15 protein-coding genes and 3 pseudogenes are annotated in these 14,472 nt (G+C 30.9%); 14 read left to right on the forward strand and 4 right to left on the reverse strand.

The window, feature by feature from the left end; all coding sequences use genetic code 11:
* The 9 genes and pseudogenes from ERL59_RS00700 to ERL59_RS00740 all read left to right on the forward strand — a co-directional run.
* Positions 1 to 196 (forward strand): annotated as a pseudogene (locus ERL59_RS00700) (cellulase family glycosylhydrolase); the annotation flags it as partial.
* Positions 197 to 897: 701 nt separating this feature from the next.
* A complete protein-coding gene (locus tag ERL59_RS00705) occupies positions 898 to 1,722 on the forward strand; it encodes an alpha/beta fold hydrolase (RefSeq protein WP_160643488.1) in 825 nt (274 codons plus the stop codon).
* A gap of 98 nt (positions 1,723 to 1,820) precedes the next feature.
* On the forward strand, positions 1,821 to 2,066 hold the full coding sequence (locus ERL59_RS00710; protein ID WP_160643491.1) for a DUF2164 domain-containing protein: 246 nt from the start codon (positions 1,821 to 1,823) through the stop codon (positions 2,064 to 2,066).
* Between the two features lie 10 nt (positions 2,067 to 2,076).
* Positions 2,077 to 2,352 (forward strand): annotated as a pseudogene (locus ERL59_RS00715) (HAD family hydrolase); the annotation flags it as partial.
* A 262-nt stretch (positions 2,353 to 2,614) separates the two neighbouring features.
* Complete coding sequence (locus tag ERL59_RS00720) at positions 2,615 to 2,947, forward strand: helix-turn-helix domain-containing protein (protein ID WP_160643496.1); 333 nt, start codon at positions 2,615 to 2,617, stop codon at positions 2,945 to 2,947.
* Positions 2,948 to 3,068: 121 nt separating this feature from the next.
* Entirely contained in the window at positions 3,069 to 4,010 is a 942-nt protein-coding gene (locus ERL59_RS00725; RefSeq protein WP_160643498.1) for a hypothetical protein, read from the forward strand.
* 26 nt (positions 4,011 to 4,036) lie between these two features.
* Positions 4,037 to 4,675 carry a pyridoxamine 5'-phosphate oxidase family protein gene (locus ERL59_RS00730; RefSeq protein WP_160643500.1) on the forward strand — a complete coding sequence of 213 codons (639 nt, stop codon included), beginning with the start codon at positions 4,037 to 4,039 and terminating at the stop codon, positions 4,673 to 4,675.
* An 88-nt stretch (positions 4,676 to 4,763) separates the two neighbouring features.
* Positions 4,764 to 5,330 carry a GNAT family N-acetyltransferase gene (locus ERL59_RS00735; RefSeq protein ID WP_160643502.1) on the forward strand — a complete coding sequence of 189 codons (567 nt, stop codon included), beginning with the start codon at positions 4,764 to 4,766 and terminating at the stop codon, positions 5,328 to 5,330.
* Positions 5,314 to 6,075, forward strand: coding sequence for a class I SAM-dependent methyltransferase (locus ERL59_RS00740; protein WP_201763437.1), 762 nt, complete (start codon positions 5,314 to 5,316; stop codon positions 6,073 to 6,075). Before ERL59_RS00735 ends, ERL59_RS00740 begins: the two co-directional genes overlap by 17 nt.
* 93 nt (positions 6,076 to 6,168) lie before the next feature.
* On the opposite strand, the gene ERL59_RS00745 is transcribed toward ERL59_RS00740, so the two are convergent.
* Positions 6,169 to 8,049, reverse strand: a complete 1,881-nt coding sequence (locus ERL59_RS00745) for a bifunctional metallophosphatase/5'-nucleotidase (protein WP_407925662.1) — start codon at positions 8,047 to 8,049, stop codon at positions 6,169 to 6,171.
* 438 nt (positions 8,050 to 8,487) lie between these two features.
* On the opposite strand from ERL59_RS00745, the gene ERL59_RS00750 reads away from it, so the two are divergent.
* The 3 genes from ERL59_RS00750 (at position 8,488) to ERL59_RS00760 (ending at position 10,209) form a co-directional block, all read left to right on the forward strand.
* On the forward strand, positions 8,488 to 8,928 hold the full coding sequence (locus ERL59_RS00750; protein ID WP_160643506.1) for a MarR family winged helix-turn-helix transcriptional regulator: 441 nt from the start codon (positions 8,488 to 8,490) through the stop codon (positions 8,926 to 8,928).
* A 146-nt stretch (positions 8,929 to 9,074) separates the two neighbouring features.
* Entirely contained in the window at positions 9,075 to 9,527 is a 453-nt protein-coding gene (locus tag ERL59_RS00755; RefSeq protein ID WP_160643508.1) for a DoxX family protein, read from the forward strand.
* On the forward strand, positions 9,508 to 10,209 hold the full coding sequence (locus ERL59_RS00760; protein WP_160643510.1) for a pirin family protein: 702 nt from the start codon (positions 9,508 to 9,510) through the stop codon (positions 10,207 to 10,209). The genes ERL59_RS00755 and ERL59_RS00760 overlap by 20 nt, the downstream gene beginning before the upstream one ends.
* A 787-nt stretch (positions 10,210 to 10,996) precedes the next feature.
* On the opposite strand, the gene ERL59_RS00765 is transcribed toward ERL59_RS00760, so the two are convergent.
* Genes ERL59_RS00765 through ERL59_RS00775 form a run of 3 tightly spaced genes read right to left on the reverse strand, consistent with a single transcriptional unit; the run spans position 10,997 to position 13,098 of the window.
* On the reverse strand, positions 10,997 to 11,734 hold the full coding sequence (locus tag ERL59_RS00765; RefSeq protein ID WP_160643512.1) for a hypothetical protein: 738 nt from the start codon (positions 11,732 to 11,734) through the stop codon (positions 10,997 to 10,999).
* 30 nt (positions 11,735 to 11,764) lie between these two features.
* Positions 11,765 to 12,679 carry a TIGR01777 family oxidoreductase gene (locus ERL59_RS00770; protein ID WP_160643514.1) on the reverse strand — a complete coding sequence of 305 codons (915 nt, stop codon included), beginning with the start codon at positions 12,677 to 12,679 and terminating at the stop codon, positions 11,765 to 11,767.
* Positions 12,680 to 12,699: 20 nt separating this feature from the next.
* The gene (locus ERL59_RS00775) at positions 12,700 to 13,098 is read right to left on the reverse strand and encodes a thiol-disulfide oxidoreductase DCC family protein (RefSeq protein WP_160643516.1); all 399 of its coding nucleotides are present in this window, start codon (positions 13,096 to 13,098) and stop codon (positions 12,700 to 12,702) included.
* Between the two features lie 92 nt (positions 13,099 to 13,190).
* Here ERL59_RS00775 and ERL59_RS20940 point away from each other — a divergent pair.
* Both ERL59_RS20940 and ERL59_RS00790 read left to right on the forward strand, forming a co-directional pair.
* Positions 13,191 to 13,804, forward strand: a pseudogene (locus ERL59_RS20940) (dienelactone hydrolase family protein).
* Between the two features lie 107 nt (positions 13,805 to 13,911).
* A complete protein-coding gene (locus ERL59_RS00790) occupies positions 13,912 to 14,379 on the forward strand; it encodes a GNAT family N-acetyltransferase (protein ID WP_235929751.1) in 468 nt (155 codons plus the stop codon).
* Positions 14,380 to 14,472 lie beyond the last annotated feature (93 nt).

Below are 14,472 nucleotides of genomic sequence, written 5' to 3' on the forward strand. Positions count from 1 at the left end.
CTTTACAGCAGGAGCAGGGATCATATCCGCGGGTGGACAAAGCGGAGAGATTCAAACTCGAAATAATAAAACAGACTGGAGCAATTATGATGAAACAAATGATTACTCTTTTGATGCTAGTAAAACACAGTTTACGAATTGGGATCGAGTGACACTTTATCATCATAGTCAATTAGTCTGGGGGATTGAACCTTAAGTTAATTAGATTAGTTAATTGGCGTCCAACTCGTTTGGACGCCTTTTAAATTTAGGATAATATAAGCTTTATTTTTACTAGATCATATTAAAAGTCTATCTTTTCATATTTAATGTTATATTATATAACATTAAATATGTGAGAGGTGTATGTATGTGTTAATTACATTTAAAAAATATCATTTATTAAAAGAGCAGGAAAAGTTTATGATAAATCTATAAAAAAAATTAGAATAGAAGGGGATAAAGATGATCAGGAACAGTTAATATCAAACCCTTATGGATTTTTTTATTTTGTTATTGAAAATGAAAATGCAGAAGTAATCCCAGTATATTCAAATTAATTTTAATTTCATTGTTGATATCTCTAGTGAGGCATTATTTCATCTTTTGTTTTATTTATCATATTTGGGATATGAAGCCTACAGCTATTTATGAATTGATTGATCAACTTCACCAGAAACATCAGCAAAAGTAACTTATTTAAATTATGATAAAATAATAGAAATGAAACCTCCAACAGAGTATCAGAATTCAAAGAACTATCTTCTAAGCATCAGATAGGTGGAATTTATAAATTAAATAAAAGAAAAAAAATGAGGCAATCTTTAAATTGGATAAGAAGTAGTTGAATAGGATTGAAGATTATATGACATCTTAACTTCTCTTTTAAGCATAATACCAAAAAAAGGTGGTTGAATAATGAAGTGTCACTTAAATGATATATCAGTTCATTATGAAGTTTACGGAACAGGAAAACCAATCATTATGCTTCACGGATATTCATTAGACTCACAAGTCATGAAAGGATGTATGGAACCTATTTTTAAAGATCATTCTAATGATTATCAAAGAATTTATTTAGATTTTCCAGGTATGGGGCAAACAGAAGCAAAGGACTGGATTAAAAATTCAGATCAGATGTTAGAGATTGTACTAGAGTTCATTGATAAGGTTATACCTAATCAAAATTTTCTAATAGTTGGTCAATCTTATGGTGGTTACATATCCAGAGGTGTTTTGAAAGAGAGAACAACGATGATAGATGGAATGATGCTGATCTGTCCACTGATTATTCCTGACAAAGACAAAAGAAATTTACCAGAACATAAAGTGATATACAAAAATAAGAAATTCATTGAGGAGTTTAAAACGAATAAATACTTTGAAGAGTTTCAAACTTTAGCTGTAGTGCAAGATACATATCATTTTGAAAGATTTAAGAATGAAATTTTAGCAGGAGTTCACCTAGCAAATACAGAGTTTATTGAAAAACTAAAAGATGAAGGATATGGATTTTCATTTGAAGTAGATCATTTGGTTGAATCTTACGAAAAACCTGTTTTAATTTTGTTGGGAAAGCAAGATTCTTTTACTGGATACCGAGATGCATTTCATTTAATGGAAAATTACCCAAGAGGTAGTTTTGTCGTATTAGATCGTGCTGGTCACAATTTACAAATAGAACAAAATAAATTATTCAACTCATTTGTGGAAGAATGGCTTAATAGAGTAAATGAAGGTTAAATGTTTTTCAAATGATAAATGATGCTAAAGTATATTTATATGATACTAGCTTAGAATGAATGAAGACATTGAACAGAATAAATCAAAGGAGTGGGATTATGAAACCAACAAAGTTGCCAAAGGAACAAAAGGATCAAATGATATCAAACATACAACACTATTTTTCGATGGAACGGTCTGAGGAGATAGGGAATCTAGCTGCAGAAAATTTTCTTGATTTTATTATGAAAGAGCTAGGTCCATACATATATAATCAAGCCATTAGTGATGCAAGAATGTTAATAAATGAAAAGATGGTACATATAGAAGATGATTTATATTCCTTAGAAAAGCAACTTAGATAAACTTCATTTTTTGAATGCTATTGGCTGTCATACCACGTTATGTGCTAATTCCACAACTTTAGATAAAGTACTCTTTGTTGCTCATAAAATTGAATGGGATCAAACAGGAACACCACCGTATATTCAGCATCTTTTAACTCAAATGGAGAAATCACTAGAACATGATGCATTTTCATATATTACATATTTGTGGGATCAAAGAAATTCACTAAAGGTTGTGCATCCTTGGTTAGCCGATGCATATTTTGAGTTAAAAGAAACACTCAAAAATCATCATGATCATTAGTTTTCTTTTTTTTATGAAAAGGAGATTTTTTGTTTTTTGAAGTAACTCTTATTTCAATTATGATGGCAACAATAAAAAATAATAATACAAGTATCCACAAATAAAATAAATATTCCATAATGACTCCTTATATTGAAAAAATTTCTATAAACAAAGTGTAACTTGAAATTAATTCAAAATCAAGTGTTTATTTGAATTTTTTTCAATTTTATTTTGAAGTTAGTACAATTCCTTTATACTTAATGTCAGAGGTGATTTATTCATGACTTTCGGTGCTAGATTAAAAAAAGCACGTAAAAATAAACAATTGATTCAAAGCCAAGTAGCAGAACTATTAGGCATCGATTTTACAACAATCTCAAAGTATGAGAACGATAAATCTGAACCAGATAATGAAATACTACAAAAATTAGCAGACTTATATGAGGTTTCCATTGATTGGCTTCTCACAGGAGAAACCAAAACAAAAGGAAATTTGGATAATAAAATTTATTTTAATGGTGAATATGTAAAGTTAACTGATGATGAGGCACAACATCTAAAAGATACACTTGAGATGTATCGTTTGTGGAAACAAAGTAAAACAGAAAAGTAACATTTATCAAATGAAACTTTTTTTGTTTTTGACCGTAAAATTAACAATCTAATCATTATTGAACATCTAAAAATAGGTAACTATTCATTAGGTGTTTTTTTCATCTATTGGAGGTAGATTTATGTATAAGCAAATCAATAAACAGATTGTTCAAACAAAAGAACGACTTCGAAAAAGAAGAAAACTTAAATTAAAATTAGATCAACTTGAACTTACGTTGCAAGATGAACATAGTAAATTAAAAAAGTATAAAAAGATATTAGAAAATGAAGAGCAGGACGTCAGTAAACTAGAATCCTTTAGTTTAACTTCTTTATTTTATACAGTATTGGGAACAAAAGATAAAAAGCTGCAGAAGGAAAAAGAAGAATATTTAGCTGCGAAGCTAAAATATGATGAATCTTATGAAACTGTTTCAGATGTAAAACAAGAAAAAATAGAACTACAAAAGTTATTAAGAAATTATAAAGATGTAGAAGCAGAATATGAGAGTATATTAAAATTAAAAAAACAATTGATACTTCAATCTGAAGATGAAAATACAAAAAAGCTTATTCACTTAACTGAGGCAAAATCTGAACTTCAAGAAGATCTCAGAGAATTAGAGGAAGCCATTCATGCGGGAAATAATGCAAAAAATAATTTGAATACTATGATTGAAGCGCTTAGAAGTGCTAAAAATTGGGGTACTTATGATATGATTGGTGGCGGATTAATTTCTACAGCAGCTAAACACTCTAAGATTGATAAAGCGAATCAGTATGCTCATCAAGTACAAAAATCTCTTCGGCTTTTTAAAAATGAGTTATTGGATGTAAAAATGGATCATCATTTAAATTTACAAATTCATTCGTTTGAGAAGTTTGCTGATTATTTTTTTGATGGGCTCATATTTGACTGGATTGTACAATCAAAAATTAATAATTCATTAAATAATGTAATGAAAATATCCAGACAAGTTTCTGATATTATACTGCAATTAAATAAACAGTCTACCAAAGTACAAAATGAGATCCAAACATTAAGTGAAAATATATTGGAAATTGTTACTGATATGGAATAAACATATATAAAGAATGGAAGTGAACAATGGATCATTTAGAAGTATTCAAAGACATTGTAGCCTCGGAAGAAGAGTTAAGAGAAATGATAGGATACCCTAGTGAAAGAGCAATAAAAAAGGTGATTTCTAAACTTGATTCACATTGTCGTCATTATTTAAGCTTATCTCCTTTTGCTTTATTATCGACTTCAGATATAAATGGAATATGTGATGTTTCTCCACGTGGTGATGCCCCTGGTTTTATTCATATCTTAGATGACAAACATATTGTTTTACCTGAACGGCAAGGGAACAAAAGAATAGATTCCATCAAGAATATCTTATCAAATCAACACGTTGGGCTAATATTTTTAATACCTGGATTAAAGGAAACACTAAGAATTAATGGGAAGGCGTGTGTGATTAAAGATCAAGAGATACTGAAACACATGGCAGTAAATGAACGAGTTCCGTTGATAGGGATTGGAATTGAAATAGAAGAATGTTTTGTGCATTGTGCTAAATCTTTGATCAGGTCTCAGTTATGGGATCAGAAAACATGGATTGATAAAGAGAATCTGCCTTCTATCCCACATATGATGGCTGCTCATGTGAATAAAAGCAGTATGACTCCTAAAATAATAGAAGAATCACTTCATGAGAGTTATACTAAACGTCTCTATTAATGATGAGTCAAGGTACATAGAAAATTGTTGACATAAGAGTAGGTATTGTAGTACTATGATAAACCCTAAAAAAGGAGGTTTAATCAATATGTATGACTACCAAAAGAAATTTACTACGAATAGACTAATTTTAAAAGTAATAGATGAATCCTATGCTGAAAAAGTAGTAGAGTACATAAATAAAAACAAAGATTTCTTAACTCCATGGAGTCCTCTAGTAAATGAAGAATTTTTTGCTGTACAGTTTCAAGCTCAGAAACTGAATGAGGACATCAAAAAAATGAATGATGGATCTATGTTGAAAGTATGGATCTTTAAAAAAGAAGATGAAAAAGAGGAAATTATAGGTTCAATTTCATTAAATAATATCGTTCGGGGTGTTTTTCAATCATGTCATTTAGGTTATCAATTGAGCCATAAAGAAATAAATCAAGGTTATATAACAGAAGCTATTAACAGAGTGATCGAGTACGCTTTTGACGAATTACAATTACATCGGATTGAAGCAAATATTATGCCTAGAAATGGAGCATCATTAAAAGTAGTTGAGAAACTAGGTTTTGAATCAGAAGGTTTAGCTAAGAAATATTTGAAAATCAATGGAAAATGGGAAGATCATATTCATATGGTAATTTTAAATGAAAAAATGGAGTGATCAAGTAAAAAGATTTTCAAACAGAGTTGAGAATTATGTAAAATATCGCCCTAGTTATCCCAAAAAAGTAATAGATTTTTTGTATAATGAACTAGGATTGAAGCAAATTTCAAAAATAGCAGATGTTGGTTCGGGAACAGGGATTTTTTCCAATCTTTTATTATATAGAGGATCAAAAGTATTTTCTATTGAACCTAATCAAGAGATGAGAGAGTCAGCCGAGAACGCTTTAGAAAATTACGATAATTATTTCTCTATCAATGGATCAGCAGAATTCACAACTTTACCTGATGATTCTGTTGATTTTATTGTTTCAGCTCAAGCTTTCCATTGGTTTGATTTGCAAAAAACGAAAGAAGAATTTAAAAGAATATTAAAACCGAACGGAAAAGTAGTTTTAATTTGGAATAATCGTTTAACAGAGGAAAGTGAATTTTCAATAGCGTACGAACGCATTTTGAAAAAATATGCAAATGATTACAATGAAGTGAATCATCAAAATATAGGACATCGAGAATTGAATTCTTTTTTCAATAACAGAGGGCATAAAACATTCACCTGTTCAAATTATCAGGTATTTAATTTTGAACAATTAAAGGGCAGACTTTTATCGTCTTCTTATTCACCAGTCCCAGGAGAAAGTAACTACGAAACTATTATGGAACAATTACGAGATGTTTTTCATTTATATAATCAAAATGGACAAGTGACTTTTCATTATAATACAGAAGTTTTATTACGGTGATGTCTAAGTCCTAAAATTTAACGCAAAAAAGCGGATAAAGGATATATCGTAGTATACCCTTCATCCACTTTTGTATTCTTATCTCACAAGTGATTATTCAGTTTTGCTTGTATCTACTATACGTCCTTCAACTTGTGGATTAATGCTGTCTTGAGCCATAAAGTATTCTTCAACTACAGAGTAAATCGTTAATCCTGTGTTGAAAGAATCATTATCTTCAAACATTGCATATCCGTCTCCACCTACTGCAAGAAAATCATTTGTAGCAAGCTTGTACGTTTTTGTTACATCAATATCTTCTCCGGCTACTTTTATATTTATTACACGTTCGCCAGCAGGTTTACTTGAATCATAAGTGAATGACATACCACTGATTTGTGGGAATTGTCCTTTTTGATCTTCAACCGCACTTACACCGTGTTCTAAAGCAGCAACAAGCTCTTCACCTGTAACATCTAATACAGCTAATGTGTTAGGGAAAGGAAGAAGTGTATTTAAATCTAATTTAGTAATTTCTCCAGCTGATAACTGAGTACGAATTCCCCCAGCATTCATAATTGCAACATCCGCTTCGTAACCAGCAATGGATTGTGTTTTTTCAACTAAAATATCTGTGATTAAGTTACCGATGTTTGTTTCACCAGCTCTTACTAAAGCTCGATCTCCATCTAAATCTACTTCTGAATTTGTAATCACAACATTCATAATTTCTTTGATTTCCTCAGAAATTTCTGTAACCATCTGTTCAATTTCTGGATCTGCTTCAACTGTTTCATCATATTCTTTTAACCCGCCGCTAAAAGCAACAAGTTCATCGTTATAATAATATAAATCAGCTCTACCTAAAGATTTTCCATACTCCCAATCTTGCACGATATATGTCCCATTCACAACTTCAGGAGTTTTAAGAGGTGTATGTGAATGTCCACCAATGATTAGGTCGATACCGTCAACTGCTTCAGCAATTTCTTTGTCTACCTCTAGACCCACATGGGAAACTGCAATAACATGATCTACTTCTTCTTTTAATTGTGGTACCATTTCTTTTGCAACTTCAACAGGCGATTTAAACGTTAGTCCTTCAACATTATCTGGATGAGTGACAATTGGTGTATCTTCAGTAACAAAACCGATAAATGCAAATTTCTTTCCACCAATTTCAGTATAGTAAACAGGATCAAGTAATTCAGATCCATCATCCGTAAATACATTTGAAGAAATAACAGGATATTCTAATTGTCCGGCTAAGTTTAATAGTTGTTCAAAACCAAAATCAAATTCATGATTTCCTGCTGCCATCGTTTCATAATCTAATTGATTCAATATTGGAAGAATAGATTCACCTTCGGTTTGGTTAACAAAGATTGTACCTTGGAATGTATCTCCAGCATCAATTAATAAGAAGTTTTCACTTTCTTCTCTCCACTCATTAATAAGTGTAGCCATTTTTGCATAACCAAATTCTTTGTTATAACCATCTTCCTCAATATGACCATGAACGTCATTTGTGTGACCAATCGTAATTTGTACAGTTGCTGCTTCACCTAAAGCATCAAAAAATACTTCACGAGTGACTGTATTGCTTTCATCTAATTCTAGCTCTAATCCAGCAGAATTTCCTAAAGCAATAAGTTCAGAACTGCTTAATTTTTTGTTAGGGTTTTTTACATCTGTAACGATGCCTTCATCTAACGCCCACTTTAAAGACGCTGAAGCCCAATGTTTGATTTTAGGGTCTGCCTCCAAATCACTAGCACCCTGAACTCTTGAGAATAAAGTGACTGCTTCTGCAAGAGATACTTTCTTGTTTAACCCAAGATTTCCATCTTTATATCCCTGAATGATTTCTTTATCCTTCATCCAGTCCATGTGAGGGATAGGTTGTAATGGCTCTGCATTAACACTTCCCATCATTAATGATAAAGATACAGCACCTGTTACGGCTAAAGTTCCTACTTTTTTAAACATTTCCATTCTCCTTTTTAGTAGATTTTTTGTAAAGCTATGGAAATTTGGTTCAAAAAATTAACCCCTAAAAAAATCTATAAAAAATATGATTTTTATATTTCCCATGAATATTATAACGCTAAATGGAAAGAATAAAAACATCTAAAATATTGGAAAAATACGTGATATAGTAAGGAATGCAAACGCAACCAATCTCATCTAAAAACGGAAATTAAGGGTAATAATTTTGATCATCAGAAAAGATGGTATATAGTTTATAAGTTGTTTTTAAAAAGTAAGTTGACAAAAGTAAGTTAGTTAATGTATTCTAAACTTAGTAGTGATTAGTTTAATATTTTTTTTAAATTAATATATATAGTTAAAAGGAGGTTGTGATCATATAATTTATATAGCTTTTGTATATAATTATCTTTAGTTCGAGATAATTGAAAGGTATGATTTAGAATGGAACATGATCGTAAATTATCTTTAAAACTTTTTATAGTTTTATCCCGTGCGACTAGAACAATAAGTGATTTAACGCATCAGGATATACAAAGTTATGGATTAAATCCAACAGAGTTTGCTGTACTAGACCTTTTGTATCACAAAGGCGAACAGCCTCTACAAAAAATTGGTGAGAAAATATTAATTGCGAGTGGAAGTATAACTTATGTCGTTGATAAATTGGAAGAAAAAGGATATTTAACTAGAAATCCAAATCCAAATGATAGAAGAATTATTTATGCGATCATAAGTGAAAATGGAAAGAAGCTCTTTGATGAGATTTTTCCAAAACATGAAAGTAAAATTGATGAAATCGTTAATGGTTTATCAGATGAGGAAAAAAAACAAGCCATTTATTTGTTAAAAAAATTAGGAATTTATGCAAAACACATAGAATAAAAATATACAATTATCTATTAAAATGAAGATTACTTTGAATTAAGTTCTATTACTTTTGAAGGGGAAAAAGTCCAATGGGAAGATGGAATGTTATTTATTAAAAAAATATCTCGAATTCGAGATAAATTTGAAGGGAGAAAATATTTATGAGAGAAAATAGAATTGGGATTGGATTATTAATCATTCGTTTAGTAGTTGGCCTGTTATTCATTGGCCATGGTTCACAAAAATTATTTGGTTTCTTTGGGGGGGCTGGTTTACAAGGCACTGGAGGTTTTTTTGAATCTATCGGATTATCGCCAGGAACTTTAATGGCTTTTATTGCTGGAGCAGGTGAATTGGTCGGTGGAATTCTTCTAGTATTAGGTTTTATAACACCTCTTGCTTCCGCAATGATTTTAGTCATTATGTTAGGTGCTATTGTTAAAGTACATGCTCCTGGTGGTTTATGGGCAACTCAAGGTGGAATAGAATATCCATTAGTTCTTTTAGCAACAGTAATAGGTATAGCATTCATTGGTTCAGGGAAGTATTCTCTTGACCATTACTTTTTCAAAAAAACGAAGAGGGTGACTTCTAATGATCAAAGTTTATCCTAAGGAATCTAGATTTTCTCGAGACCATGGTTGGTTACAATCAAATTTTAGTTTTTCATTTGCAGATTTTTATGATCCAGATAACTTGCAATTTGGTTCATTAAGAGTATTTAATGATGATTTCGTACGTCCTTCTCAAGGTTTTGGCAAACACCCTCATGAAGAAATGGAAATCGTTTCGATCGTATTGGACGGGGAGTTGAAACATGAAGACAGTGAAGGAAATTCAGCAGTCACTACTTTTGGTGGTATTCAAAGAATGAGTGCGGGAACTGGGATCTATCACTCTGAATTCAATCCTTCTTCAACACAAGAAGTAAACTTCTTTCAGTTATGGTTTTTGCCAAATAAAAAAGGTGTAGAACCAGAATATCAAAAAACAACTTATGAACCTTCAAAAATGAAAAACAATTTACTTCCTGTAGTTTCTAGTCAAGCTTCTGAGAATGTGGCTTACATCAATCAAGATGTAACAATTTACATGTCTGACTTGAATACTGGTAAGGAATTGACACATACACAGGAAGCTGGCAGAAAAATGTTCCTCTTTGTCATTGAAGGAGACGTAACATTAAATGATAACATTCATTTATCGAAACGTGACTCAGCTCGTATGACAGACGAGACATCAGTTGTGATTCAAGCAAATTCAGATGCAAGGTTCTTATTAATAGATTTAGTATAAATTGAATAAAAATGATATAGGACAGCAGATGTATTGCTGTCCTTTAGAATATTATTATTTGGAAGTTTTCCAGTATATGTATTTTGATTAGGGTTTGATCGATGATAAGTGCCAAAGTTGGTAGAAGAAGTGTATTAGTTTAATAACAATCCCAGTTTTTGAAAAAAGATTGATCAAACATAAAAAGTTTGATCATTTTAATTTCTTGAAATGTATAAGGGTGATTGAAAGAAATTGCGACTTCCTCAGGTGTTCAGTCAGAAAAAATAATTTTTGTGAATCTATTTCTGATGTTTATTGGATTTTCTTCTTAACACTTCATCCACAACCCAAAAAAGAATGGAATAAAAACCAGACAAGAAGTAAAAAGCCTTGTACAAACCTAAACTATTAAAGCTATGTCCTAGTCCAAAAATAATCGTAATAAAACCCCAAGCAAATAATAAATGGATAAACAACCCTGACAAAAGCCGTTTAAGACCACTGAATCTTTTTGTCACATAATCAGATAAGATTGAAACAGGAATCCCGTAAAATAAAAGTATAGATACGGTATAAATACTAATTACATAAAATCTCTAGAAAATCGTTTCCAAGAGTTAGTAGAGTATGCATTACTATAAACAAAACAGACAGTATAGATGTGATCAAGAAGGTCTTGGCTTTTCTTTTTAACATATTCTCCCCTCATTTCCATTATCCAGCTCAAACTGCTTAGCTGTTTAGTGAAGTAATCAGATTGATTTAAGAGTCTCTCCATAAAATGAATAACCAACCCCTTAAGGGTTTATTTATACAAGTATTTTCTAGAAATATTCATTAACATAGACATAAAAATCAAAAGGATACCAACTGCAGAAGAAATCCAAGGATAAATGATTGGAAAAAATATAGTAGGCCAACCTTTTAAAATGTCAGAGTAGTAACCCATGGACATAAGAGCTGTATTTGAAAAGTTAACTAATTTTACTCCTAATTTGTATTCAGAGCGATCTTGGTATCCAAATACTTCTTCACGCCACTCCCCTTTTTCATTAACATGAATAATACGCCATTGTCTATCCTCCATTTTTTCATTATTATCCGTTAACCTTTGTACAATTGCAGTTTTAATTTCATTTGATTTTAGATTTTTGACTGTTAAAATATCAATCCAAGAGAAATATCGACTACCCCGGTTTCGATTGGATAACCATATTTCAGACGAATCAGTGATTAACTTCCCATTGAGTTCAATTTGTAATTTTATTATTTCACCTGCTTCAACATGTTCATCTATATCCCAAGGTGTTAACGGAGCTAATCGCCCTGTATTTTCTTCTATTAACTTAATGTGATGATTATTAATAATTAATTCATTCGTTTGAATAATTGTAGGAAACCCTTGGACGTTGTCAGCATGTTTAATAACATAAGTACGATTTATGTCGTTATCGATATACATTTCTCGAAGCATTAAAAATATTGGATTAATAGATATAGTAATTAATAATAATCCTATAAGAAAGACGTAACGTGTCTTCATGTTTTATACTCCTTAATCCCTAAGCTAGGATTATTCATAGATAATTTGTTTTAAAGCTTTTTCTAGATTGTCGTGTTTAAAAGAAAATCCGTTGTTCAAAAATCGTTTAGGAATACACTTCCGACCAGTTAGTGCAAGTTCAGGAGCTGTTTTCAATACAAAAAATGAACCAAATTTCACCATTGGAGCTGGAACAGTTGGAGACCATCCTTTCCCTAATCCTTTTCGTAAGGTTTTCATAAATTCTTTATTTGTGACAGGATTAGGTCCAGTAACATTATATACTCCACAATATTGATTACTTTCAATAGCATGTAAGAACATTTCATTTAAATCATCAATATGAATCCAGCTTATATATTGTTTACCAGAACCTATGGTACCTCCTAGATTTAATTTCGTTAACTTAATGAGAGGTTCTAATGCACCTCCACCTTTTCCTAGAGCGAATCCAATACGAAAACAAATCTGCCGAGTTTTTTCATGATTAATTTCAAAAAAAGTCTCTTCCCATTTTTCGCAAACCTCAACTGAAAATCCTGTACCATGAGCTCCTCTTTCATCACATTCTTCTATCGTATCTCCATAAATAGCTAAAGAAGCAGCTTGTATAAACACATTGGGTGGATTACTGCATTTTTCTATGCTTTTATGCAAGATTTTTACTGAGTTAATTCTAGAAGATAATATACTTTCTTTATTTTTTTTAGTATAAATACAATCCACACTTTTTCCTGCTAAATTAATAATTGCGTAACTTCCTTCAATTTCTTTTTGCCAATCCTCTAGAGTTTGACCATCCCAATGAACATATTTAATATGACTATTAGTTTTTGAAGGCTGTCTAGTTAAAATAACAACTTCATACCCTTGCTTAACTAAATAATTTGCTAATGAAGTTCCTAAAAAACCAGATCCGCCAGGGATTACAATTTTTCGACTCATTAATTTCACCCCTTAAGCAACTATTCTAAAAATTTTTCTCTATTTTCCTTACTTGGAATCAAACACTGCTCACTCTTGCCAAACCATCGATATCTATTTTTTGCAATCCAATCATACACAACATCTCTTATTGATTTTGGTATAATGATGAAAGCAAAGAGGATGGGCCATAAGTTTTTTAATAGTAAACACAAGCGTAACGCTGCAGATGATTTGGTATATGTTTTGTTGCCTTGAATAAGGACAATGGTACTAATTTCTTTTGTGTTTAAGTTATATTGTTTAAGTAACTTTTGCCCAATATTAGATTGCAATGAAGCAAATTTGATGTTTCCTCTTACTCTTGGAAGAATAAATTGAACAACACCGTTACATAAATTGCAAACACCGTCAAAGAGTAAAATGGATGTTTTATTCATTGTAATTAGCTCCTTACTGTTCTAAGTATAGCTTGACGTTTTGATTTTGGTTAGTTCTAAATATTATAGTACTTGAAATAGGAGATTTTCACATGTATACTCGTTATTCAAATTCAATTGAAGTGGTTATTTTACTTCATGAAATATACGGAATAAATAAACATATTCAAGATACAGCCAATTTAATTGAAGAGTTAGGGTTTGATGTCATTTGTCCCAACCTGCTTAACTGTGGAAAAGTTTACAATTATGACGAAGAAATTGAAGCCTACCAAAACTTTAAAATGAATATTGGTTTTGAAAGAAGTACTGCTAAAGTGAAAGGTTTAATCAGTGAATCTTCATTAATATATGATAAAATTTATTTAGTTGGTTATAGTGTGGGGGGACAATTGCCTGGTTATGTAGTGAAAATCACTTGTGTGATCGAGTAGTTTGTTATTACGGCTCTCGTATTAGAGAATATTTGAACATAAAACCACAAATGCCAACCTTGCTATTTTTGCCTGAAACAGAAAAATCATTCCATGTAAGTGATCTTTACAATAAGCTCATTCAAAATGAAAGCGAACAAATTGAATTACGTACTTATAAAGCAAATCATGGTTTCGCAGATCCTTACTCAAAATATTATAACAAAGAAGCTTATAAACATTCATTTCATCGAATGGGTAACTTTTTAAAAGGAAGTGATAATTTTTTTTAAAAAAATAATAGATTACAATACAATCTAGGGTCATAGAAAATATCATAAAAAAATATATTCACTAATGAAAATGACATTCACAACTTTTTAAAAAGGGGAAATTAAACATGACAATTGAATTAATATCTATGTCCGCAGTTGATTATGAAAAATTTATCTCACATAGTATCAATCATTTTGCGAATGAAAAAGTCAGAGCGGGTACATGGCTTAAAGAGGAAGCAATGAATAAATCAAAAGAGGCTTTTGAGCGTTTACTACCTCAAGGATTAAATACAAATTTGCACTATTTACTTTCTATTGTAGATGAAGAACAAACGATAGGATGGTTATGGTATTTTTATGATGATAAAAATTTACAGAAAGAAGCATTTATTTATGACTTTTTTATATATGAAGAGTATCAAGGAAAAGGGTTTGGAAAGTCCTCACTTTTAGCGTTAGATATGCTAGCAAAAGATAAGGGTATAAAAAAGATCTCACTTCATGTTTTTGCTCATAATAAACGTGCAATACAACTATATGAAAAAATGGATTTCGAAGCTACAGATATCAGCATGTCAAAAATATTGTAGCCATGCATGAATGATTTTTTTAAGTTTATATAATTGAATTAAGCAGCAACATGGCAATGTTGACTGCTTTTTTGGAATATGCAAATGTTTACA

The organism is Chengkuizengella marina (assembly GCF_009910845.1).
In the GTDB taxonomy this organism is placed as follows: Bacteria; Bacillota; Bacilli; order Paenibacillales; family KCTC-33759; genus Chengkuizengella; species Chengkuizengella marina.

Bases quoted from the DNA above. Each gene is read 5' to 3' on its own strand.
- ERL59_RS00750 (WP_160643506.1), top strand. From the start codon at position 8,488: ATGGAACATGATCGTAAATTATCTTTAAAACTTTTTATAGTTTTATCC.
- ERL59_RS00725 (WP_160643498.1), top strand. From the start codon at position 3,069: ATGTATAAGCAAATCAATAAACAGATTGTTCAAACAAAAGAACGACTT.
- ERL59_RS00775 (WP_160643516.1), bottom strand. From the start codon at position 13,098: ATGAATAAAACATCCATTTTACTCTTTGACGGTGTTTGCAATTTATGT.
- ERL59_RS00765 (WP_160643512.1), bottom strand. From the start codon at position 11,734: ATGAAGACACGTTACGTCTTTCTTATAGGATTATTATTAATTACTATA.
- ERL59_RS00705 (WP_160643488.1), top strand. From the start codon at position 898: ATGAAGTGTCACTTAAATGATATATCAGTTCATTATGAAGTTTACGGA.
- ERL59_RS00770 (WP_160643514.1), bottom strand. From the start codon at position 12,679: ATGAGTCGAAAAATTGTAATCCCTGGCGGATCTGGTTTTTTAGGAACT.
- ERL59_RS00735 (WP_160643502.1), top strand. From the start codon at position 4,764: ATGTATGACTACCAAAAGAAATTTACTACGAATAGACTAATTTTAAAA.
- ERL59_RS00720 (WP_160643496.1), top strand. From the start codon at position 2,615: ATGACTTTCGGTGCTAGATTAAAAAAAGCACGTAAAAATAAACAATTG.
- ERL59_RS00755 (WP_160643508.1), top strand. From the start codon at position 9,075: ATGAGAGAAAATAGAATTGGGATTGGATTATTAATCATTCGTTTAGTA.
- ERL59_RS00745 (WP_407925662.1), bottom strand. From the start codon at position 8,049: ATGGAAATGTTTAAAAAAGTAGGAACTTTAGCCGTAACAGGTGCTGTA.
- ERL59_RS00710 (WP_160643491.1), top strand. From the start codon at position 1,821: ATGAAACCAACAAAGTTGCCAAAGGAACAAAAGGATCAAATGATATCA.
- ERL59_RS00760 (WP_160643510.1), top strand. From the start codon at position 9,508: ATGATCAAAGTTTATCCTAAGGAATCTAGATTTTCTCGAGACCATGGT.
- ERL59_RS00730 (WP_160643500.1), top strand. From the start codon at position 4,037: ATGGATCATTTAGAAGTATTCAAAGACATTGTAGCCTCGGAAGAAGAG.
- ERL59_RS00740 (WP_201763437.1), top strand. From the start codon at position 5,314: ATGAAAAAATGGAGTGATCAAGTAAAAAGATTTTCAAACAGAGTTGAG.
- ERL59_RS00790 (WP_235929751.1), top strand. From the start codon at position 13,912: ATGACAATTGAATTAATATCTATGTCCGCAGTTGATTATGAAAAATTT.